This window comes from Nocardia brasiliensis NBRC 14402 (assembly GCF_000308475.2).
GTDB lineage: Bacteria > Actinomycetota > Actinomycetes > Mycobacteriales > Mycobacteriaceae > Nocardia > Nocardia brasiliensis.
Window position 1 is genome coordinate 97,304 of the sequence record NZ_BAFT02000015.1, and the last position, 21,921, is coordinate 119,224.

General features: G+C 68.3%; 21 protein-coding genes. 13 read left to right on the top strand and 8 right to left on the bottom strand.

What is annotated here, in order from left to right; genetic code table 11:
- Positions 1–104: 104 nt before the first annotated feature.
- From TY25_RS42370 to TY25_RS02840, 5 genes are all read right to left on the bottom strand, one after another.
- Positions 105–629, bottom strand: a complete 525-nt coding sequence (locus tag TY25_RS42370; protein WP_156055034.1) for a hypothetical protein — start codon at positions 627–629, stop codon at positions 105–107.
- Between the two features lie 18 nt (positions 630–647).
- The gene (locus tag TY25_RS42375; protein WP_042253867.1) at positions 648–833 is read right to left on the bottom strand and encodes a hypothetical protein; all 186 of its coding nucleotides are present in this window, start codon (positions 831–833) and stop codon (positions 648–650) included.
- A 251-nt stretch (positions 834–1,084) separates the two neighbouring features.
- Positions 1,085–2,101, bottom strand: coding sequence for an alpha/beta fold hydrolase (locus tag TY25_RS02830; RefSeq protein WP_042253869.1), 1,017 nt, complete (start codon positions 2,099–2,101; stop codon positions 1,085–1,087).
- 422 nt (positions 2,102–2,523) lie between these two features.
- Positions 2,524–2,982, bottom strand: a complete 459-nt coding sequence (locus tag TY25_RS02835) for a DinB family protein (RefSeq protein ID WP_201773631.1) — start codon at positions 2,980–2,982, stop codon at positions 2,524–2,526.
- A 38-nt stretch (positions 2,983–3,020) separates the two neighbouring features.
- Positions 3,021–3,647 carry an SAM-dependent methyltransferase gene (locus TY25_RS02840; protein WP_042253873.1) on the bottom strand — a complete coding sequence of 209 codons (627 nt, stop codon included), beginning with the start codon at positions 3,645–3,647 and terminating at the stop codon, positions 3,021–3,023.
- 89 nt (positions 3,648–3,736) lie between these two features.
- Between TY25_RS02840 and TY25_RS02845 the strand changes: the two genes are divergently transcribed.
- The gene (locus tag TY25_RS02845; RefSeq protein WP_042253875.1) at positions 3,737–4,330 is read left to right on the top strand and encodes a helix-turn-helix domain-containing protein; all 594 of its coding nucleotides are present in this window, start codon (positions 3,737–3,739) and stop codon (positions 4,328–4,330) included.
- Positions 4,331–4,578: 248 nt separating this feature from the next.
- Here the strand turns inward: TY25_RS02845 and TY25_RS43855 are convergent, their stop codons facing one another.
- The 3 genes from TY25_RS43855 to TY25_RS02865 are packed head-to-tail and all read right to left on the bottom strand — an operon-like array spanning position 4,579 to position 8,886.
- Positions 4,579–6,900 carry an FHA domain-containing protein gene (locus TY25_RS43855; RefSeq protein WP_052382758.1) on the bottom strand — a complete coding sequence of 774 codons (2,322 nt, stop codon included), beginning with the start codon at positions 6,898–6,900 and terminating at the stop codon, positions 4,579–4,581.
- The gene (locus TY25_RS02860; protein ID WP_042253876.1) at positions 6,897–7,340 is read right to left on the bottom strand and encodes a hypothetical protein; all 444 of its coding nucleotides are present in this window, start codon (positions 7,338–7,340) and stop codon (positions 6,897–6,899) included. The genes TY25_RS43855 and TY25_RS02860 overlap by 4 nt, the downstream gene beginning before the upstream one ends.
- 4 nt (positions 7,341–7,344) lie before the next feature.
- Positions 7,345–8,886: a hypothetical protein gene (locus tag TY25_RS02865; RefSeq protein ID WP_042253877.1), complete on the bottom strand. Its 1,542-nt coding sequence runs from the start codon at positions 8,884–8,886 to the stop codon at positions 7,345–7,347.
- Positions 8,887–9,046: 160 nt separating this feature from the next.
- Here TY25_RS02865 and TY25_RS02870 point away from each other — a divergent pair, with 160 nt between their 5' ends.
- From TY25_RS02870 to nuoL, 12 genes are all read left to right on the top strand, one after another.
- Positions 9,047–9,442: an Rv3143 family two-component system response regulator gene (locus TY25_RS02870; protein WP_042253878.1), complete on the top strand. Its 396-nt coding sequence runs from the start codon at positions 9,047–9,049 to the stop codon at positions 9,440–9,442.
- A 561-nt stretch (positions 9,443–10,003) separates the two neighbouring features.
- Positions 10,004–10,372, top strand: a complete 369-nt coding sequence (locus TY25_RS02875; RefSeq protein WP_228832056.1) for an NADH-quinone oxidoreductase subunit A — start codon at positions 10,004–10,006, stop codon at positions 10,370–10,372.
- A 50-nt stretch (positions 10,373–10,422) separates the two neighbouring features.
- Positions 10,423–10,977 (top strand): NuoB/complex I 20 kDa subunit family protein, encoded by a 555-nt coding sequence (locus TY25_RS02880; RefSeq protein ID WP_014984960.1) that lies wholly within the window; start codon positions 10,423–10,425, stop codon positions 10,975–10,977.
- Positions 10,974–11,744, top strand: a complete 771-nt coding sequence (locus TY25_RS02885) for an NADH-quinone oxidoreductase subunit C (protein ID WP_226887344.1) — start codon at positions 10,974–10,976, stop codon at positions 11,742–11,744. The genes TY25_RS02880 and TY25_RS02885 overlap by 4 nt, the downstream gene beginning before the upstream one ends.
- Positions 11,744–13,123 (top strand): NADH dehydrogenase (quinone) subunit D, encoded by a 1,380-nt coding sequence (gene nuoD, locus TY25_RS02890; protein WP_226887345.1) that lies wholly within the window; start codon positions 11,744–11,746, stop codon positions 13,121–13,123. The genes TY25_RS02885 and nuoD overlap by 1 nt, the downstream gene beginning before the upstream one ends.
- On the top strand, positions 13,120–13,848 hold the full coding sequence (gene nuoE / locus TY25_RS02895; protein WP_042253881.1) for an NADH-quinone oxidoreductase subunit NuoE: 729 nt from the start codon (positions 13,120–13,122) through the stop codon (positions 13,846–13,848). The genes nuoD and nuoE overlap by 4 nt, the downstream gene beginning before the upstream one ends.
- 1 nt (position 13,849) lies before the next feature.
- Positions 13,850–15,163 (top strand): NADH-quinone oxidoreductase subunit NuoF, encoded by a 1,314-nt coding sequence (gene nuoF / locus TY25_RS02900; RefSeq protein WP_042253882.1) that lies wholly within the window; start codon positions 13,850–13,852, stop codon positions 15,161–15,163.
- Between the two features lie 71 nt (positions 15,164–15,234).
- On the top strand, positions 15,235–17,745 hold the full coding sequence (locus tag TY25_RS02905) for an NADH-quinone oxidoreductase subunit G (RefSeq protein ID WP_226887346.1): 2,511 nt from the start codon (positions 15,235–15,237) through the stop codon (positions 17,743–17,745).
- Between the two features lie 69 nt (positions 17,746–17,814).
- Complete coding sequence (nuoH, locus tag TY25_RS02910; protein WP_042253883.1) at positions 17,815–19,650, top strand: NADH-quinone oxidoreductase subunit NuoH; 1,836 nt, start codon at positions 17,815–17,817, stop codon at positions 19,648–19,650.
- Positions 19,647–20,456, top strand: a complete 810-nt coding sequence (locus TY25_RS02915; RefSeq protein WP_014984953.1) for an NADH-quinone oxidoreductase subunit J — start codon at positions 19,647–19,649, stop codon at positions 20,454–20,456. Before nuoH ends, TY25_RS02915 begins: the two co-directional genes overlap by 4 nt.
- Positions 20,453–20,752, top strand: a complete 300-nt coding sequence (gene nuoK / locus TY25_RS02920; RefSeq protein ID WP_029892786.1) for an NADH-quinone oxidoreductase subunit NuoK — start codon at positions 20,453–20,455, stop codon at positions 20,750–20,752. The genes TY25_RS02915 and nuoK overlap by 4 nt, the downstream gene beginning before the upstream one ends.
- Position 20,753: 1 nt before the next feature.
- Positions 20,754–21,921, top strand: a 1,168-nt coding sequence (gene nuoL / locus TY25_RS02925) for an NADH-quinone oxidoreductase subunit L (RefSeq protein ID WP_042253886.1), incomplete at its 3' end; no start/stop codon positions are given.

A 21,921-nucleotide genomic window follows, 5' to 3' on the forward strand; every position in this document is an offset into this window, starting at 1 on the left:
CCACGTGTGGCGCTGCCCGCCCAGGAACGGCACATTCACCATGCCGGTGAGCACGGAAAGTGCGAAGCGGGTGGATGATTCGCGGTCGACGGTCGGCCACCGCGTCACTTGCTCGACCGGCGGGCGGCGATCGCGGCGCAGAACTCGGCGGCGGCGTCGACGCTGACGACCGCCGAGCGCGCACGGACCCGGCGGAACCCTTGGATGCGCGCGGGCACCTCTTCGGTGAACTCGACGCGGACCAATTCCGAAGCGGGCGAACGTATCAGCGAGACGGTGGCAGACTCGTCCGCGAAATCCAGACCTGTTTGCGCGGGATAGCGGACGCTCGGCCGGTGCGGCTCGGCGGTGCGGACGATCCCCAGCGGTACGTCGAATGCCGCGAGCCAACCGAACCGCAGCCGCAACCGCTCGCCGTCCACCCGCTGCGCGCTCCACAGCGGTGAAGCCATCGCCGCGAGCAAGGCCAGCGTCGGCACACCGAACAGGACGTCGAGCACGAGGGTCACCACCCGCGGGGCATAGGCTCCGACCACGAAATGCAGCACCGCGACCTCGAGCAGGCCGAGCGCCCCCACACCCGCGAGCAACCCCGCCCACGCACCCCGCTTCCCCAACCCCATCCGCATCGGTCGCACGGCACCACGCTACTGCGCCGCCCACGCGTCCAGGCTCAGCCGCGCGGGGTCGGCAACGTTCGGCGGACCGCGCGCAAGGGCCGGGCAGCGGTTCAGTTGCGGCAGCCGGGTCAGCCAGAACAGCGGATCCGGTGGAGCAACCGCTGTCGCCGCGTCCCGGTTTCTCAGGTGGCGGGGCGCGGTCATCAAGGTCATTGCGGCGACGGGCATCGGCCGCATCCGCAGCCGGGCCGCGCAGGCTGAAGTTCCGCGGATCCGGCTGCTGTACGGCGGACGGTCGCCACAGCCGGGTTGGGCTGGGACAGCGGATCCGGCTGCGGCAGCAGCTATCCGTCGAGTTCCGGGTCACGGACACGTCGTCGGGGTCAGTGCAGCAGCGTTGAGGTTCCGTGGATCCGGCCGCACGGACCGCCGCGTCCCAGTTCGATTGGCGCGCTCGGTGGCGGTCACTGCAGGAAGCGCTGTAGTTGCGCGGTGACGAACTCCGGGTTTTCCTCGATCAGCCAGTGGCCCGCGTGCGGGACGTCGGCCGCTTGCACGATGTTGGTCATTCGGGGGGCGGCGGTGGCGCGGACCGGGTCGAGTTGCCCCTGGGCGGTCAGCACGAGGGTGGGCACGGCGGTCGGAGTCGCGGCCACGGTGTCGCGGACGTCCTGGTCGAGGGCCCGGTAGAGTTCGAAACCGCCGGAGAGGGCCTCGGGCCTGCGGTAAGTCCTTGCGAATTCGTCTATTTCGGCATCGCTGAACGGTGAGCGGTCCGAGGTGCCACCGAAAGCCGTGCCGCCGAACGAGACTTGCGGGTAGAACAGGGCGAGGTAGTCGCGCACATCGTCGCGCACCACGGCCTCGGGGACGCGGCGCTGCGAGTGGAAGGCGATATGCCAGCTCAGCGACCGGTAGGTGGGGCCGTCGATCGCGGGCCCGGGCAGCGGTAGGTCGAGATAGCCGAGACGTGCGGTGTCGGAAGGGAATCGGCTCGCGTACTGGAAGGCCACCGCCGCGCCGAAATCATGCCCGATCACCTGGGCATCGTGCACCCCGAGCCGATCCGCGATCAGCGTGTGCACATACCTGGCCAGCGTCGCCTTGTCGTAGCCGCTCGGCGAACCCGTGCTGTCACCCAGCCCGGGCAGATCGACGGCGTAGACGGTGTGGTTCTCGGCGAGGGCGGGCATGATCGGCCACCAGCCGAACCAGGTCTGCGGCCAGCCGTGGATCAACACCACCGGCGAACCACTGCCGCCCTGCACGTAATGCATACGGACACCGTCGACATCGGCGAACTCGTGCCGGAAGGTGTTCTCGAACTTCGGATCACCCTGCGTGGCAACGGCATACGGCGGCACCGCAGCGGCCGCCGTCGTGGTGCACGCCGCGGTGCCGATCGTGAGCAGCAGAGCGAAAACGAGTGCTCCCATCGAGCGCGCGAAACTGCTCGGCGTCGGCCGCGATTCGGTTTTCATAGCTTCCTTTCAAAGGTGAATGGTGTCCGGCGGTGGTTGCGTCCAGGCCACACGCGCCGCTGAACAGGTACGTCCTCGCCGGGGGCGGTCAACTCGGCAGCAACTCGACTGCAGTCAGGCGCAGTCCGCGCAGTCCCTAGGCCGACGTGCACGCACAAGTTCCCGAGACCGACCGGACTGGCCGCTTACCCGGGCAGTCGGTAGAGCGGCGCTCGAGGTATCGGTGCGGACGAATCCGCCCGGTCCCGGTCCCGGTTCCGCTCGCACGGCCCGGTTCCGCGGCCTGGTTCCGATTGCGCGGCCCGGTTCCGCTTGCCCGGCCCCGGTTCCGCTCGCCCGGCCTGGTTCCGATTGCCCGGCCTGGTATAGAGCCGCCCTCGTCGGTCAGCAGCCAGTCCACGCCGCTCGGCTCGGGACTCGGTTCAGCGTCCGGTGGTTCCGTCGATCAGTTCGCGCAGGATGTCGGCGTGGCCTGCGTGGCGGCCGGTTTCCTCGATCATGTGCGCCAGTGCCCAGCGGACACTAGGGGCTGGACGGCCCGGCCGCGGGATGGGGGCGGTGAGATCTGCACACCCGTCGAGGATTTCGTTCGCCCGCGCGACGGCTTCCCGGTAGCGGGCGACGACGTCGGCGACGGTGTCCGCCGGGTCGGCATGGAAGGTCGCCTGCCAGTCGGAGACGTTGTCGCCCAGAAACATCGAGCGCTCGACGGCGGTCAGGTGGGTGAGCAGGCCGAGCAGATTCGTCCCCGACGCCACCCCGGCCGTACGAACCTGCGGTTCGGGCGCGCCGTCGACCTTCGCGGCGATCGAATCCCGCAAGTAATCGAGAAAGCCGCGCAGGGTCTCGGCTTCGCTGCTTCCGGTGCGCGGCGGCGGCATGTCCTTGCGGCGCTTGGTGGTCGGCACGAGGATCTCCTTCAGGCGATGCGGCGAATGAGCAGAATGTGGTCGACGACCTCGGCGGTGCGCCCGTCGGGGCCGCGCGCGTTGCGGCGGGCCGCGACGGCCCGGTCGACCGTCCACGCCGCCGGATCCAATGCCAGATCGGCCGCGACCTCGAGCGGACTCGGATACCGGAGATCGGGATCCTGCTGCCACGACCACGGCGCGGTCGACCCGTGATCGACGACCAGCAACAACCCGCCCACCCGCAGCGCGTGCGCGGCCCGCCGCAACACCGCGGCCCGGTCCAGATCGAACGGCGTGTGCAGGTAATGGGCGGTGACCAGATCGAACTGCCCCGGCGGGAAGGACTCCCGCATGTCGTGCTGCTCCGGCCGGACCCGCGCACCCAGTCCGTGCGCGGCGGCGAGTTCCGCGAGCCGCGCAACGGCGACCGCGGAGATGTCTACCGCAGTCACCCGCCATCCGCGCCGCGCCAGCCACAGCGCGTCTCCGCCGTTGCCGCAGCCGAGATCCAACGCGGCACCGGGTGGCAGGTCGGTGACCGTTTCCACGAGTCGATCATTGGGCGTCGGATCGGTCGCGGCCGGCCGGGTCGCATAGACGCCGTCCCAGAACGCGACCGCATCGGTGGTGCTCATCGGGGCTCCTAACTTGTCGTGACGCGCCCAGTCTCGCCAGCCCCACCACCATCTGGCACGCAAACTTGCGGTTCCGGCAAGATGGCGGCATGGACCGCGAAACCGAAGACGTGCTCGACGTGGTCGGGCCCCGCCTGCGCGCCCTGCGCCGCGAACGCGGCATCACCCTCGCCGACCTCGCCGCCCGCACCGGCGTCTCCGAGAGCACCCTGTCCCGGCTCGAAAGCGGGCAACGCCGCGCGACCCTGGAGCTGCTGCTGCCGCTGGCCCGCACCTACGACGTCCCGCTGGACGACCTGGTCGGCGCGCCCCGCACCGGCGATCCGCGCATCCACCTGAAACCGATCCGCCGCTACGGCATGGTCTTCGTGCCGCTGTCCCGGCGACCGGGCGGGATCCAAGCGTTCAAGATGATCATCCCCGCCCGTCCGGAACCGCTCGAACCCACACCGCAGACGCATGAAGGCTTCGAATGGCTCTACGTGCTCAACGGCCACCTGCGCCTGGTGCTCGGCGATCGCGACTTCACCCTCCCGCCCGGCGAGGCCGCCGAATTCGACACCGCTGTCCCGCACTGGCTGGGCAGCGCCGACGGTGGCGCCGTCGAACTCCTCATCCTCTTCGGCCCCCAAGGAATGCGCGCCCACGTCCGCGCCGACCCGCCGACGTCGAAAGAGCGCTGAACCCTTCGGCTCTCGACGCGGAACTCGCACCCGCTGGAGCTGGACAGTCGATCAGGAGGAACTGGTGGCGGCGGGCTCTCGGCCGATGCCGCCACCAATTCCACCTGATCGACTGACCAACGGAACCTCGGCGTGTCGCCCGAGGGCGCGCGGGTGGCCCGGCATGCCGGGCCGGGCCAGGTAATCGGGATCGCGTGCGTGGGCCGCGAAGTCCTCGGACGTAGTGGTTCGACGCTCCCCGATGGGGCCTAGAGTTGGCCGTGCTGGGAGTCGAAAGTTACTACGCGGCTGCCTAATTGGACTTGGGCACCGGGGATGAGTTTGACCGGGTGGCCGGGGATGGCGCGGGACCAATCCTGGTGGCCGGGTTGGCGGATGTGGGTGCCGTTGGTGGAGCCGCCGTCCACGACGGTGACATCCCAGTCGACCAAACGGATCTCGGCATGCGCGCGCGACATGCCGCCCGAGCGGTCTTCGAGGCGGACCGGGCGGGCGCCGCGCGAAACCGCTTCGGCGTGTTCGGGTTCGCGGCCGAGAACGCAATCGGCATCGAGGACGAAGGAGGTGCCGTCGTCGAGCAGTAGCAGGCCCAGGGGTGGGCGCACGCCGTCGGTCAGCACACAGGTGAGCTGATCCATCCGAATACCGCACACCGCGCAGAACGACACCCGCGGATCGTTGAGATGGTCACGGGCACACTTGAACCCTTTGATCACCACCCCCGGATCGTTCGACGCCACCTCGGGTACGTGCGGAGTCCGCGCCGAGGTCGGCACCACGGTCTCCTGCATATCGATCTCCGACGCCGACCCGCCGTAATGCACCGGCCCGGAACCCCGGTCACGTACCGCCCGCTCCTGCGGTCCGGTATTCGACGGCGGCGCAACCACATTCGACGGCTTCACCAGTCGCGGCGGTGTGACAGCCGCCGGCGGCATATACGACGTCGGCCGCTCATCGGCCACCCCGGAGTCCTGAACAGCATCACCGAAGACGCTCGAAGCCCCGCTGTCGTCCCCACCGACAGCACCCGCATCACGTTTCCCGACCGCCCCGCTGTCGCCACCGCCGGCACCTGCGTCGGTGCCGCGCGTTCCGACCGACCCGCTGTCCGCCAACGCAACGTATTTAGTAGGGGCATCACCCGCAGCGGACATGGACCTCCGCCGGCGCTCGTCTCCCCCGGGCGCGACACTCTGCGCCGACCCGCCGCCAACCGCCCCACTTCCGGGCGAAGACCCACCTCGCCCCGCCCCCCGGGCGCCGCCCAGGGCAGAGCTGATCGCCTCACTGTCGACATATTCCGACGGCGCGTCCCCGCCGCCTGTCTCGCTACCCCGGGCCGCCCGCTCGCTGCGAGTCGAACGGCCGGGGGCGGACTCCACGGCCGCACTGTCCACGAATTCCGTCGGAGCATCACCCCCAGAAGGCGGCGTATTGTTCGAAGGTCGCTGATCACCTCGGGGCACAACACTTCCCGCGAACGCGGACAGTCCACCATCGGCAGCCGCGACATACTCGGTCGGCGCGTCACCACGACCAGCCGCCACACCACCGCGATCCGTACTACGCCCAACGCCCAGCGCTGCACCGGGTGCATCATTTTCGCTCCCGGCGGGCGGCAGGTAGGTTGCCGGTCGCTCATCGCCGCCGGACGCAACGCCACCCGAATCCGCGGATGTGGCGCTACCGCCCGACGTCGAGCCAGTGAGTTCGGCTGCCGACGGATCCCGTTCCTCGCCCTCGCGCGACTGCGAGACCTCTTGTGCGCCAACGGGGGTGCGGTAGGAACCGGCCCGCGAATCAGGCTGGGCCGGAGCGGATTCGGCGGGCTTGCGGAGGTCTGTGGCGCTGGGCAGGGCCGCTGGCGGTGCGGTGCCGGGCCGGACGTCGGTGGGCGGGTGGCTGATTCCGGGCGGGGCGGGTGGAGGCTGGGTTGTGGCTGCCGGTGCGTTTCCGGGTACGGGCGGCGGAGCGATGTGCCGTGCCGCAGCGGACCCCGCCGCACCTTCCGCGTTCTGGATACCCCCGAGCGCCGCCTCGTTCGCGCCGAACCACAGGACGGCTCCCGCCCCCGGTGTGGTCCCCTCGGTCAACGTGAAAACCCCACGGGTCGGCAAGGTTTCGATATCGAGGCCGACTTCGTCGACGAACAGTCCGGCACCGACGGACGGAGCGGGTAGCACTACGCGGTCGACGGTGAATCCGGCTTCGCGGCCGCGCAGTATCTCGGTCCGCGGACCTGCGTCCAGGATCGCGCTCACCCCGCCGTGCAGGAAGACGGCCAGGCCGGTGTCGGTCGGGGTGAGTACCCCGAATTCGACGGCGTCCTCGTCGCCGTTTTCCAGGCTCATCAGCCAGTTGGTGGCCAGCCGCGCGACGGTTCGCCCGCTGCGGCGGGGTTCGTCGGCGGCGACCCGCCGGACGATCCCGAGCAGCGCCGTCATGGTGCGGGCCGCGATCGATGCCTGGGTCACCGGCGTCACCGACCGGTGGGCGACGACAACGACCACGCCGCCGGCGCCGGCCACCAGGTGCGCGCCGGGAAGGACCTCGATCTGCCTGTTCACAGGAACCTGCCACCTTGGAATCGCCAACGATGGAACGGCACCCGCAGCGGCCCGTTCACGATGAGCCAGAACACCATCCAGGTGAGGACGAACTGGATGAGGAACGCGGTGAGCGAGGGGTGCAGGTGCTCAGGGAGCACGATGGTGGTGCGGTCCACGAGCACCCACATGAGTGCCCCCTCGTTGATCACGGTCAGGAAGCCGAACAGCGTCGGCCAGTCCTTTTCCCAGCGGAACTGTTGCAAGAAATGGTAGAGCAACTCCCACAGCACGCCGACCAGAACGGTGGCGAGCAGCACCGACAGCGTCACCCGATAGGCCTGGCCCAGGCTCAGCGAACCGGTCGGCAGCAGCGGCGTGATGAGCAAGGCGACGAAGACGCCGATCACACTCAGCGCGAGCACACGGGTCTGGATACGCCCGTTCAAGGTTGGCAGCATCAGCTCAGATCTTCTTGTTCGTAACCCATGACCACCACTGGCTCGTCGAGCGCAGCGGACCCATCCGGCGGCAGAACCCCAGCGCCGCAAGATCGTCGGCGATTTCCTGCGCGGCGATCTGCAACCCGAGGAACGTGTCGACGCCGATGAACGGGCCGCCCAGTGTGGCGCTACCGGATGCATAGATGCGTCCGGTGCCACTTCGGGTGCCGATCAACTCGAAGGTGGTGTCGACGTCCAACCGCCCGACCGGATTCCGCCCGGCCCCGGTGTGCTCGAGTAGATCGGCGAGCAGGCGATGTTCCCGGATATCGGCTTCGAGCCCGGTGCAGTCGATGATGTAATCGACCGTCGTGTCGAACGGTTGGGTCGGCGGCGGCACCGGCAGTTCGGCATTCACGTCCGGCAGGATCGTCGCGATTACACCTTGGCGTCCCTCCGCGGGCCGCGGGGCGCGCATGGTCCCGGCCATCACCTGATACCACCCTTCGGCCCGGCCGCGCCGCAGCTGTTTCTGCCACGAATTCCGGATCGGGGTGTTGGTTCCCGAGATCTCCTTGTAGGCCTCGGCCCGCTGTTCGCCTTGCAGGTTGCGGATCTTCTGTTTGAGCTGCCCGCCCCATACCGATTTCGGATAGTTGAACCCCTGATACGCCCAGCCGTGCGAACCGGGTCGCCGGTTGAACACATTCTTGCCGTGCGCTTTGGCGACGTAGGTCCGGAACAGATGCAGGATCTGCGTGTTCAGGTTCAGCCGGTCGCGATCGTCGATGAGCCGCTGCAGCACCCGGCTCGCGACGATCCCGCTACCGCGGATCAGCACCGTCCCCGGTCTGCGCTGCAACGCCTGGTAGACGTGCTCGTGCGGCTCGTAGGCGTTGACCACGCGGGTGGGATCGCGATGGGTCTCGCGATATTCCTGGAGATCGGGCAGCAACTTGAGCCCGGGATATCCCACGGCCACATGCACATAGGTGCTGCGGAACGCGATCCGTTTGGTCGGCGTCGAATCCGCGGGCGGGGTCAGGATCGTGAAATAGCCGCCGCCGTGGCGCTTGCGCACCATGCGAACCTGCCCGCGATGCAACGAACTCGGGTATCCGATGCGATGGAATTCGCGTTCCATACCTTCGAACGCCTGCCCGGCTCGCGGCGTGTAGTAGTTCGCGAAGATGGGCTCCACGAACACATTCCACAGCGGCTTGATCGACTTGTCTGCGAGCGCCTCGCGCACCGCATACGAGGGAAAGCCCCACATGTTGTCCGGCTCGGACGCGGAATCGCTGCGCAGTCGCTCGCCGCGCGGGATCTGCGAGACCCGGGTGAGATATTCGTAGGAGGACCACGGATGTTGCTGCGGGCCGAGCACGGCCATCGCCTGGGCGGGCACCCCGAAGATGCGCAACGTGTCATAGGTGACGAACGAGCCGATCCCACTGCCGATCGTCACGAACGGCACATCGATCACCGGTATCCCGGCACTGTTCAGCATGTCATCGGTCCACACGTCGGTATCGACGAGGACCTGTGTGAGATCGCCCCGCATTGCGGGGATGCTACCGGCCGATTCTTATGGACAACTTGCGATTACCCTGCGGGCGCAAGCACTCCCGGCGACGCGCGGTGCGGGCCGTACGACGCGCGAGAAACCCCGGATCTGATCGAAGATGCCACGGGGGTGGGCCCGGCGGAAGTAGCATGCGGTCGTGGCCGACTCACTGCGGGTCCTCGTGTACAGCAACGACGCCGATACGCGGCGCCAGGTGATCCTGGCGTTGGGTAAACGGCCGCATCCGGAGCTACCGGCGCTGGACTACCTCGAAGTGGCCACCGGCCCCGTGGTGATCCAGCACATGGACGCCGGCGGCATCGATCTCGTCATCCTCGACGGCGAGTCCACCCCGACCGGCGGGCTGGGTATCGCCAAGCAGCTCAAGGACGAAATCGAGCACTGCCCACCGGTGCTCGTGCTCACCGGCCGGCCCGACGATGCCTGGCTGGCCAATTGGTCGCGCGCCGAGGCGGCGGTCTCGCATCCGATCGATCCGATCCGGCTCACCGAGGCCGTGGTCGGCCTGCTGCGCAACCGTTCGGCAGCCTGAGCGGTTCCCCCGTACCACTTTCAGCGCGGGCATTGATGCATAGTCTGCATTGATTGAAAACAGTCCTGCCACTACATAAGCCGACGCCGAGTTGCAGACTTATCGCGGACGTCGCGCATAGAGACCTCGCCCTTGCCTGCCGCCACAGCCGATAACGTAGTGAGGCTCACCTAACGGCAAAACCCTGGCCACCACGCGAAACCCGCTCCGAGGAGCGGTTTTTCACGACACCGACTGACCGGTCGACCAACGTCACGTGACAGCCCTTGCGATTACCACCGTTTCAGTCATAAATCCGCGTCACGAATTAGATCAAACGCAGCAGTCAAAGCTGCGGCACCCAGACATATCGGTTGTAGGCTGTGCCCTAGCTCACAGGTGCGCGGGCACAGCCATCACCCCGCGCCGAGCTGGCCATGGGGCGAGTCTGGCCGAGGCGGACAACGACGTCAGCCCGCCTCGGAAGCTGCCGTCCGGCTAACGGACGGCCCACCCGCAGGCTCCAGCCCACCCGGAGGGGGCCGGCTCACACCAAGGGAGAGGGCAGTCGTGAATATCGAAATGCCGACTCTTGTACTAGGCGCGGTCGCTGCGGCGTTCGCGGTGTTCACCATCATCATGGCGGCCCTCGTCGGCCCGAAGCGGTACAACCGGGCCAAACTCGAGGCTTACGAGTGCGGTATCGAACCGACCCCGCACGCCGTGGCCGGTGGCCCGGGAAACGTTACGGGCCAGCGCTTTCCGGTGAAGTACTACCTCACCGCCATGCTGTTCATCATCTTCGACATCGAGATCGTGTTCCTCTACCCGTGGGCAGTCCACTTCGATGCACTCGGTCTCTTCGGTCTCGCCGCGATGGCGCTGTTCATCTTCAACGTGTCCGTGGCCTACGCCTACGAATGGCGGCGCGGCGGGCTCAGTTGGGACTGACTGCCGCACAGCATGTTCGGGCGACGAGTGGAAGTGAAGGTTAGTCGGATATGGGTCTCGAGGAAAAACTGCCCAGCGGCTTTCTGCTGAGCACGGTCGAAGATTTCGCCGGATATCTGCGTAAGGGCTCACTGTGGCCCGCCACCTTCGGTCTGGCCTGCTGCGCCATCGAGATGATGGCCACGGGCGCAGGCCGTTTCGACATTGCCCGCTTCGGCATGGAGGCGTTCCGCGCCTCGCCGCGGCAGGCCGATCTGATGATCGTCGCGGGCCGGGTCAGCAACAAGATGGCGCCGGTGCTGCGACAGGTCTACGACCAGATGACCGAGCCGAAATGGGTTCTCGCCATGGGCGTTTGCGCGTCATCGGGCGGGATGTTCAACAACTACGCCATCGTGCAGGGCGTCGATCACGTCGTACCGGTCGACATCTACCTGCCCGGCTGCCCGCCGCGGCCGGAGATGCTGTTGAACGCAATCCTGACCCTGCACGCCAAGATTCAGGAGATGCCGCTCGGGGTCAATCGGGAGGAGGCCGTGCGCGCCGCCGAGCAGGCGGCCCTGGCCTCGACGCCCACCATTCGGATGGAGGGGCTGCTGCGATGACTTTCGACTCCCCCGACAACAACAACACCACCACCGCGGCGCACGACGAGATCGATGCCGCGGCGACGGCGGGCCCGGAAGGCACGCGGCCGATCCCGGAACAACCCGACGAGGTGATCGGCACCCGGCACGGCATGTTCGGCGTGCGCGGCACCGGCGACACCTCCGGCTACGGCGGGCTCGTCCGCCCGGTCAGCCTGCCGGGCAGCTCGCCCCAGCCCTACGGCGGCTATTTCGACGAGATCGTCGACGCGCTGCGCACCGCGCTCGACCAGGGCGGCCTGCGGTTGGAGACGGCGCTGGAGAAGATCGTCGTCTTCCGCGGCGAACTCACCCTGCACGTGCGGCGCGAACATCTCGTCGCCGTCGCACGCGCGTTACGCGACACGGCCGCACTGCGTTTCGAACTGTGCCTCGGCGTCAGCGGGGTGCACTACCCGGAAGACGCCGACCGCGAACTGCACGCCGTGTACCCGCTCATGTCGATCACGCACAACCGGCGCCTGCGCGTGGAAGTGGCCGCGCCCGACGCCGACCCGCACATCCCGTCGCTGTACGAGGTGTATCCGACCACCGACTGGCACGAGCGGGAAACCTACGACTTCTTCGGCATCCTCTTCGACGGGCACCCCTCGCTCACTCGAATCCTGATGCCCGACGACTGGCGCGGTCACCCCCAGCGCAAGGACTACCCGCTCGGCGGGATCCCGGTCGAGTACAAGGGCGCGCGGATACCGCCGCCCGACGAGCGGAGGGCGTACAACTGATGACTGCATCGCAAAACGATTCCGTGCGTAGTAGCGGGCGGGTGACGGGTGGGGCGCACGAGACCGAGCTCGAACCCGGTGCCGCCGGGCCCGAACCCACCGTCGTCACCGTCGCCGGACAGGACTGGGAAGAGGTCGCCGACTCGCTGCGCGGCGCCGGCGAGGAACGCATCGTCGTCAACATGGGCCCGCAGCACCCGTCCACGCACGGCGTGCTGCGCCTGATCCTGGAGATCGAGGGCGAAACCGTCACCGAGGCCCGCTGCGGCATCGGCTATCTGCACACCGGCATCGAGAAGAACCTGGAATTCCGCAACTGGACCCAGGGCGTCACCTTCGTCACCCGGATGGACTACCTGTCCCCGTTCTTCAACGAGACCGCGTACTGCCTCGGGGTGGAGAAGCTGCTCGACATCACCGACGCGATCCCGGAGCGGGTCAGCATCATTCGCGTCATGCTGATGGAACTGAACCGCATCTCCTCGCACCTCGTGGCGCTGGCCACCGGCGGCATGGAACTGGGCGCGCTGACCCCGATGCTGTTCGGTTTCCGGGAACGCGAGCTGATCCTCGACGTCTTCGAGACGATCACCGGCCTGCGGATGAACCACGCCTACATCCGGCCCGGCGGCCTGGCCCAGGATCTGCCCGACGACGGTGTCGCCAAGGTCCGGGAACTGCTGGCGCTCATGCCGAAACGGTTGCGCGACATGGAGCAGCTGCTCACCGCCAACCCGATCTGGAAGGCCCGCACCCAGGACATCGGCTACCTCGATCTGCAGGGTTGCATGGCGCTGGGGATCACCGGTCCGGTGCTGCGCGCCACCGGCCTGCCGCACGACCTGCGCAAGGCCCAGCCCTACTGCGGTTACGAGAACTACGAATTCGACATCCCCACCACCACGGGCTGTGACTGCTACGGCCGCTACGTGATCCGGGTGGACGAGATGAAGGAGTCGCTCAAGATCGTCGAGCAGTGCCTGGACAAGCTGCGGCCCGGCCCGGTGATGGTGGACGACAAGAAGATCGCCTGGCCCGCCGATCTGCAGATCGGCCCGGACGGACTCGGCAACTCTCCCAAGCACATCAGCAAGATCATGGGCAGCTCGATGGAGGGCCTGATCCACCATTTCAAGCTGGTCACCGAGGGCATCCGGGTGCCGGCGGGTCAGGTGTACACCGCCGTCGAATCGCCGCGCGGCGAACTCGGCGTGCACATGGTCAGCGACGGCGGCACCCGGCCGTTCCGGGTGCACTACCGCGACCCCTCGTTCACCAATCTGCAAGCGGTGGCGGCGACGTGTGAGGGCGGCATGGTCGCCGACGTCATCGCGTCGGTCGCCAGCATCGACCCCGTGATGGGCGGAGTAGACCGATGACAGAAATACTGTTGAAGCTCAGCACGCGGCCGGAACCGTTCCAGCCGTTCATTCGCGAGCGGCTCGAACTCGACGCCAAGCAGATCATCGCCCGCTATCCGGAGCCGCGCTCGGCGCTGCTGCCGCTGCTGCATCTGGTGCAGGCCGAGGAGGGTTGCGTCACCGGCACCGGCATCGACTTCTGTGCCGACCAGCTGGGTTTGACCGGCGCCGAGGTCACCGCCGTCGCCACCTTCTATTCGATGTACCGGCGCACCCCGACCGGCGACTACCACGTCGGCGTGTGCACCAACACGCTGTGCGCGGTGATGGGCGGCGACGCCATCCTCGCCGCGCTCGAACGGCATCTCGGCATCGCGCACGGCGACACCACCGCGGACGGCAAGATCACCCTCGAGCACGTCGAGTGCAACGCGGCCTGCGATTTCGCCCCGGTGATCATGATCAACTGGGAGTTCTTCGACAACCAGACCCCCGAATCGGCGCAGGCCCTCGTCGACGCGCTGCGCGCGGGTCAGCAGGTGACGCCGACCCGGGGCGCGCCGCTGTGCACGTTCAAGGAGACCGCGCGCATCCTCGCCGGCTTCCCGGACGAGCGGCCCGGTGTGCTCGACGGCGCGGCGGGCCCGGCCACGCTGGCGGGACTGGAAGTCGCGCGCGAGCAGCGCATGACCGCCCCCGATCCCGCGCAAACCTCGGTACTGCAACAGGATTCGGAGGCCTGACATGACGTTGACCCCCGTGCTCACCCGGTACTGGGACGACCCGCAGTCCTGGACGATGGACACCTATCGCCGCCACGACGGCTACCAGGCGCTGCGCAAGGCGCTGGCGATGCAGCCGGACAACGTCATCCAGACCGTCAAGGACGCCGGGCTGCGCGGCCGCGGCGGCGCGGGCTTCCCCACCGGCATGAAATGGAGCTTCATCCCGCAGGGCCCGGGCCCCGACGGCGTCACCAAACCGCACTACCTGGTGGTCAACGCCGACGAATCGGAACCCGGTACGTGCAAAGACATTCCGCTGATGCTGTCGAGTCCGCACGCGCTGATCGAGGGCGTCGTCATCGCCGCCTACGCCATCCGCGCCGCGCACGCGTTCATCTATGTGCGCGGCGAAGTGGTGCCGGTGCTGCGCCGCCTGCAGGCCGCCGTCGCACAGGCCTATGAGGCAGGCTTTCTCGGCAACGACATCCTCGGCTCCGGCTACAACCTCGAACTCATCGTGCACGCCGGCGCGGGCGCTTACATCTGCGGTGAGGAAACCGCACTGCTCGATTCGCTCGAAGGCCGCCGCGGCCAGCCCCGATTGCGGCCACCGTTCCCCGCCGTCGCCGGGCTCTACGCCTGCCCGACCGTGGTGAACAACGTCGAATCCATTGCCAGCGTGCCCGCGATCATCCTGCACGGCACCGAATGGTTCCGCGCGATGGGCACCGAGAAGTCGCCGGGTTTCACGCTCTACTCGCTGTCGGGTCACGTGCACCGGCCCGGGCAGTACGAAGCGCCGCTGGGGATCACGCTGCGCGAACTGCTCGGCTACGCCGGCGGTGTGCGCCACGGCCACGAGGTGAAGTTCTGGACGCCGGGCGGTTCGTCCACGCCGCTGTTCACCGCCGCTCACCTCGACGTGCCACTGGATTACGAGGGCGTCGCCACGGCCGGATCCATGCTGGGCACCAAGGCCTTACAGATCTTCGACGAAACCACCTGCGTGGTCCGCGCGGTGCTGCGCTGGACCGAGTTCTACGCGCACGAATCCTGCGGCAAATGCACCCCCTGCCGCGAGGGCACCTACTGGCTGGTGCAACTGCTCGAACGGATCGAACAGGGCCGCGGCACCGAGGCCGACCTGGACAAGCTGCTCGACATCAGCGACACCATCAACGGCAAGTCGTTCTGCGCGCTCGGTGACGGCGCGGCCAGCCCGATCATCTCGTCGCTGAAGTACTTCCGCGACGAATACGTCGACCATCTGCGACTCGGCGGTTGCCCGTTCGACCCGGCGCGGTCCACGGCGTGGGCAAGGGAGGCAAAGTGACTGCATCACAGAGTGATTCGATGAGGGGTGGTGGCCGGGTGGCGGGTGGGCCTGCATCACAGAGTGATTCGATGAGGGGTGGCGGCCGGACGACGGCTGCGCCCGCAGCCGAAATCAAGAGCGCACCCGCAGCCGTGCCCGCGGATCTGGTGTCGGTCACCATCGACGAGACGACGGTGAGCGTGCCCGCGGGCACCCTGGTGATCCGGGCCGCCGAGCTGATCGGCATCCAGATCCCGCGCTTCTGCGATCATCCGCTGCTCGATCCGGTCGGCGCCTGCCGTCAGTGCATCGTCGAGGTCGAGGGCCAGCGCAAACCGGTCGCCTCCTGCACCATGACCGTCACCGACGGCATGGTGGTGCGGACCCAGCTCACCTCGCCGGTCGCGAACAAGGCGCAGGAGGGTGTGATGGAGCTGCTGCTCATCAACCATCCGCTCGATTGCCCCGTCTGCGACAAGGGCGGTGAGTGCCCGCTGCAGAACCAGGCGATGTCCACCGGCCGCGCCGAGAGCCGGTTCGAGGGCGAGAAACGCACGTATCCCAAGCCGATTCCGCTGTCCAGCGCGGTGCTGCTGGATCGGGAACGCTGCGTGCTGTGCGCGCGCTGCACCCGGTTCTCCCAGCAGGTGGCCGGTGACCCGTTCATCGAACTGCTGGAACGCGGTGCGCTGCAACAGGTCGGCACCGCGCAGGCCGAACCGCTGGATTCCTATTTCTCCGGCAACACCGTGCAGATCTGCCCGGTCGGCGCGCTCACCGGTACCAGCTACCGGTTCCGGGCCCGGCCCTTCGACCTGGTGTCGAGCCCTAATGTGTGTGAGCATTGCGCCTCCGGCTGCGCCCAGCGCACCGACCACCGGCGCGGCAAGGTGCTGCGCCGCCTGGCCGGGGACGACCCGCAGGTCAACGAGGAATGGAACTGCGACAAGGGGCGCTGGGCCTTCGCCTACGCCACCGAGCGCGACCGCCTCACCACCCCGCTTGTCCGCGGCTGGGACGGCAACCTGGCCCCCGCGTCGTGGTCCGAGGCGCTGGCCGCGGCCGCGGAAGGCTTGGCCGCGGCGCACGGCAGCGCGGGTGTGCTGGTCGGCGGGCGGGTCACCCAGGAAGACGCCTACGCCTACGCCAAATTCGCCCGAATCGCGCTGGGCACCAACGACATCGACTTCCGTGCCCGCGCCCACTCGGCGGAGGAGGCAGACTTCCTCGCCGCCCGCGTCGCCGGGCAGGGCATGACGGTGACCTACGACGATCTCGAGACCGCGCCGGTCGTGCTGCTCGTCGGGTTCGAGCCCGAGGAAGAGTCGCCGATCGTCTATCTGCGGTTGCGCAAGGCCGCGCGGCGCCGCCGCCTGCCGATCTATTCGCTGGCCCCGTTCGCCTCCCGCGGTCTGGAGCGGATGGCGGGCAAACTGGTGCGCGCCATGCCCGGTGCCGAACCCCATCTGCTCGACGCCATCCGCGGCGGGGAAAACGGCACTTCCGGAATCGATCCCGGGCAGCTCGCGGATCTCGCCCGGCTGCTGCGCGCATCCGGCGCGGTGATCATGGTCGGCGAGCGGATGGCGGGCATCGCCGGGGCGCTCTCGGCCGCGGTTCGGCTCGCCGACGAGACCGGGGCCGCGCTGGCCTGGGTGCCGCGGCGGGCCGGTGAACGCGGCGCGGTGGCGGCGGGGGCGCTGCCCGGCCTGCTGCCGGGCGGTCGCCCGGTCGTCGATCCGCTTGCCCGGCAACAGGTTCGGGCGGTCTGGAATGTGGCGGACCTGCCGGCCACGCCCGGCCGGGACACCGCGGCGATCCTGGAGGCCGCGCCGGGTCTCGGCGCGCTGGTGATCGGCGGCGTGGACGTCACCGATCTGCCGGACCCGGCCGGCGCCCTCGCCGCCATCGACGCGGCCCGGTTCGTGGTCAGCCTGGAACAGCGGCACAGCTCGGTGACCGAGCGCGCCGACGTGGTCTTCCCGGTGGCCACCGCGATGGAGAAGGCCGGCACCTTCCTCACCTGGGAGGGCAGAGCGCGGCCGTTCGCGGCGGCACTCGGCGACGACATGGTGCGCCGCCAGTCCGCGCCGCTGTCGGATCAGCGGGTGCTGCAGGCCATCGCGGAGGAGATGAAGGTCGGGCTCGACCTGCCCGACACCGACGCCGCGCGTGCCGAACTCGCCGAACTCGGCGGATGGGACGGCGCACCGGTCGCCGCGCCCGCGCATCGGCCGCACCCGCTCACCCAGCCTGCACCGGGCACCGCGGTACTGGCCAGCTGGCGGATGCTGCTCGACGACGGCCGGATGCAGGACGGCGAACCCAACCTCGCGGGCATCGCCCGCCCGGCGGTGGCCCGGCTCTCCGCCACCACGGCGGCCGAAATCGGCGCGGTCACCGACGATCTGGTGACCGTCGCCAGCGCGCACGGCAGCATCACGCTGCCCCTGATGATCAGCGACCTGCCCGACCGGGTGGTCTGGGTGCCGCAACACTCACCCGGCAGCGCGATCGCCGAGCAGTTGGCCACCCAGCCCGGCGGCATCGTCACCCTGCGGCGCGCCGACGAGCGGATGAAGGAGCATCGGCATGAGTGAGCGCAGCGAACGAATCGACCACACAGCGTGCTTCGCTCATGCCGGAGCCGAGCGTAGCGAGGTGCAGGCATGAGTGATCTGAGTCTTTTCGGCCACGATCCGCTGTGGCTGGTGATCGCGAAATCCCTCGCCATCTTCGTCTTCCTGCTGCTCACCCCGATGATCGCGGTGGTCGCGGAACGAAAGATCGTGGCGCGCATGCAGATGCGCATCGGACCGAACCGGATCGGCCCGTACGGGATGTTGCAGAGCATCGCCGACGGCGTGAAGATGGCGCTCAAGGAAGACATCATCCCCGCCATCGTGGACAAGCCGATCTACATTCTGGCGCCGGTCATTTCGCTGATCCCGTCGGTGATGGCGTTCGCGGTGATCCCGTTCGGGCCCGAGGTGTCGGTGCTCGGACATCGCACCGCCCTGCAGCTGACCGACCTGCCGGTCGCGGTGCTCTACATCCTGGCGATCACCTCGATCGGGGTGTACGGGATCGTGCTCGCCGGCTGGTCGTCGGGCTCCACCTATCCGCTGCTCGGCGGGCTGCGCTCGACCGCGCAGGTGATCTCCTACGAGATCGCGATGGCGCTGTGCTTCGCCACCGTGTTCCTGCTCGGCGGCACCATGGCGACCTCCGGCATCGTCGAGGCGCAGGAGGGCACCTGGTATGTCTTCCTGCTGCTGCCCTCGTTCCTCATCTACTGCGTCTCCATGGTCGGCGAGACCAACCGGGCGCCGTTCGACCTGCCCGAAGCCGAAGGCGAACTCGTCGGCGGCTTCCACACCGAGTACTCCTCGCTGAAGTTCGCCATGTTCATGATGGCCGAATACATCAACATGGCAACGGTTTCCGCGCTCGCGACCACGTTGTTCCTGGGTGGCTGGCACGCGCCGTGGCCGCTGAACATGTGGGACGGCGCGAACAGCGGCTGGTGGCCGGTGCTGTGGTTCACCGCCAAGGTGTGGATGTTCCTGTTCGTATTCATCTGGCTGCGCGGCACCCTGCCCCGCCTGCGCTACGACCAGTTCATGAATCTGGGCTGGAAGCTGCTGATCCCGACCTCGCTGCTGTGGGTGATGCTGGTCGCCACCGCCCGCGTGCTGCAGGCCGAGGGCTACGCGGTGCAGACGCCGTTCCTGGTGATCGGCGGTCTGCTGATCTCCGGGCTGATGATCGGCCTGTTCCTGCGGGCCGGACGCCGCGGCGGGGCGGCGCCCCCGGCCGAGCCGGAACCCGCTGTGCCCGGGCCGGATTCGGCCGTGTTCCTGGGTTTCCCGACACCGCCGCTGCCCGAGCGTCCACGTGAACCCGCCAAGGCGGGCCTGCTCGATCCGCTGGCCGGGTTCGCGGTCACCGCGGCGACCATGTTCAAAAAGCCCAACACCGAGTTCTATCCGGAACAGAAGGTGCCGACGGCGCCGCGCTATCACGGGCGGCATCAACTCAACCGGCACCCGGACGGGCTGGAGAAGTGCATCGGCTGCGAGCTGTGCGCCTGGGCGTGTCCCGCCGACGCGATCTTCGTCGAGGGCGCGGACAACACCGAGACGGCCCGCTTCTCTCCCGGGGAACGGTACGGGCAGGTCTATCAGATCAACTACCTGCGCTGCATCGGCTGCGGGCTGTGCATCGAGGCGTGCCCCACTCGCGCGTTGACCATGACCAACGACTACGAGATGACCGACGACAACCGCGCCGACCTCATCTACGAGAAGGACCGCCTGCTCGCGCCGCTGCAGCCCGGCATGACCGCGCCGCCGCACGCGATGTACCCGGGCACCGACGAGGGCGACTACTACCGGGGCAACGTGCCGGGCAACGCGTCGGAATCCAATGGGGCGCATGCGGTCGACGGCTCCGACAGTCCCAAGCAGCCCGCCGTCGCGGGCGTGGAAGGAGGGGCGCGGTGAACGAATTCATCCTTGCCGCAGAGCCACTCACCCGCACCTCCACCGGCGAGGCGGTGAACTTCTGGGTGCTCGCCCCGCTGGCCACCGTCGGCGCGCTGGGCATGGTGTTCGCCCGCAAGGCGGTGCATTCCGCGATCTGCCTGGCCGCGACGATGGTGATCCTGGCCGTGTTCTACATGGCGCAGGACGCGCTGTTCCTCGGCGTGGTGCAGATCGTGGTGTACACCGGCGCGGTCATGATGCTGTTCCTGTTCGTGCTAATGCTGGTCGGCGTCGACTCCGCGGAATCGCTGAAGGAGAACCTGCGCGGCCAGCAGCTCGCGGCGGCCGCGGTGGGGCTCGGCTTCGGGCTGCTCCTGATCAGCGGCATCGCCCGCGGTATCCGCGATTCCGGAATCACCTTCCCGGCCACGGGTTTCGCCGGGCGCGACGTGATCGGCGAACTGGCCGAGCTGATCTTCGTCCGGTACGTGTGGGCGTTCGAGCTCACCGGTGCGCTGCTCATCACCGCCACCATCGGCGCGATGGTGCTGGCGCACCGCGAACAGTTCGGGCCGCGGATCGGGCAGCGGGAGATGTCGATCCGCCGCTTCCGCGAAGCCGGGCACCGGGCCACCCCGCTGCCCACCCCCGGCGTGTACGCCAGGCACAACGCGGTCGACATCCCGGCCCGGCTGCCCGACGGCTCCTTCGAGGAACTCTCGGTCAGCACCATCCTGCGGCACCGCCGCACCCGGGCGTTGACCGAGGCGGCCGTCATCTCGGTCGGCGCCGAGACCCCGAGCGACGAGGAAGGCAAGCGGTGAATCCGGAGAACTATCTGTTCCTGTCGGCCCTGCTGTTCACCATCGGCGCGGCGGGAGTGCTGTTGCGGCGCAACGCCATCGTGGTGTTCATGTGCATCGAGCTGATGCTCAACGCGGTGAACCTCGCGTTCGTCACCTTCGCCCGGTTGCACGCGAACCTGGACGGGCAGGTGTTCGCGTTCTTCACCATGGTGGTCGCGGCGGCCGAGGTCGTGGTCGGCCTGGCCATCATCATGACCATTTTCCGTGCCCGCCGCTCGACCTCGGTCGACGACGCCAACCTGCTGAAGTTCTGATATGGACACGACAGCACTCTGGCTGCTGCCAGCACTGCCGCTCGCCGGCGCCGTGATCCTGCTGCTGAGCGGACGGTTCAGCGACAAATGGGGTCACCTGCTCGGCACCATGATGGCGCTCGGGTCGTTCGTGGTCGCGGGCCTCGCGTTCTTCGGCATGATCGGTCGCGACGGCGACCAACGCGCGGTGCACACCGACCTGTTCCAGTGGGCGCCGGTCGCGGGATTGCAGGTCGACTTCGGCTTGCAGCTCGATCAGTTGTCGATGTGTTTCGCGTTGCTGATCACCGGCGTCGGCTCGCTGATCCACATCTACTCCATCGGTTACATGGCCGACGATCCGGCGCGCCGCCGGTTCTTCGCCTACCTCAACCTGTTCCTCGCGGCCATGCTGCTGCTGGTGCTCGCGAACAACTACCTCGTGCTCTATCTCGGCTGGGAAGGCGTCGGCCTGGCGTCCTACCTGCTGATCGGGTTCTGGCACGAAAAGCCCTCGGCGGCAACGGCGGCCAAGAAGGCGTTCGTCGTCAACCGGGTCGGCGACATGGGGTTGGCGATCGCCATGTTCGTCATGTTCGCGACCTTCGGCTCGATCGACTTCGGCACCGTGTTCGCCGGGGCGCCGCAGGCCGGGGAGGGCACGCTCACCGCGATCGGGTTGCTGCTGCTGCTCGCCGCGTGCGGTAAGTCCGCGCAGGTACCGCTGCAGTCCTGGCTCGGGGACGCGATGGAGGGCCCGACGCCGGTGTCGGCGCTCATCCACGCGGCGACCATGGTGACGGCCGGTGTCTACCTGATCACCCGTTCCGGCCCGATCTTCGACCTGTCGCCGGACGCGCGCCTCGGCGTGGTCCTCGTCGGCGCGGTGACCCTGCTGTTCGGTGCGATCATCGGCTGCGCCAAGGACGACATCAAGAAGGCCCTCGCCGCGTCCACCATGAGCCAGATCGGCTACATGATGCTGGCCGCGGGGCTCGGGCCGGCCGGATACGCGTTCGCCATCATGCACCTGCTCACGCACGGTTTCTTCAAGGCCGGGCTGTTCCTCGGCGCCGGGTCGGTGATGCACGCGATGGACGACGAAACCGATATGCGCCGCTACGGCGGGCTGCGCACCCTGCTGCCGGTCACCTACGTCACCTTCGGGCTCGGCTATCTGGCGATCATCG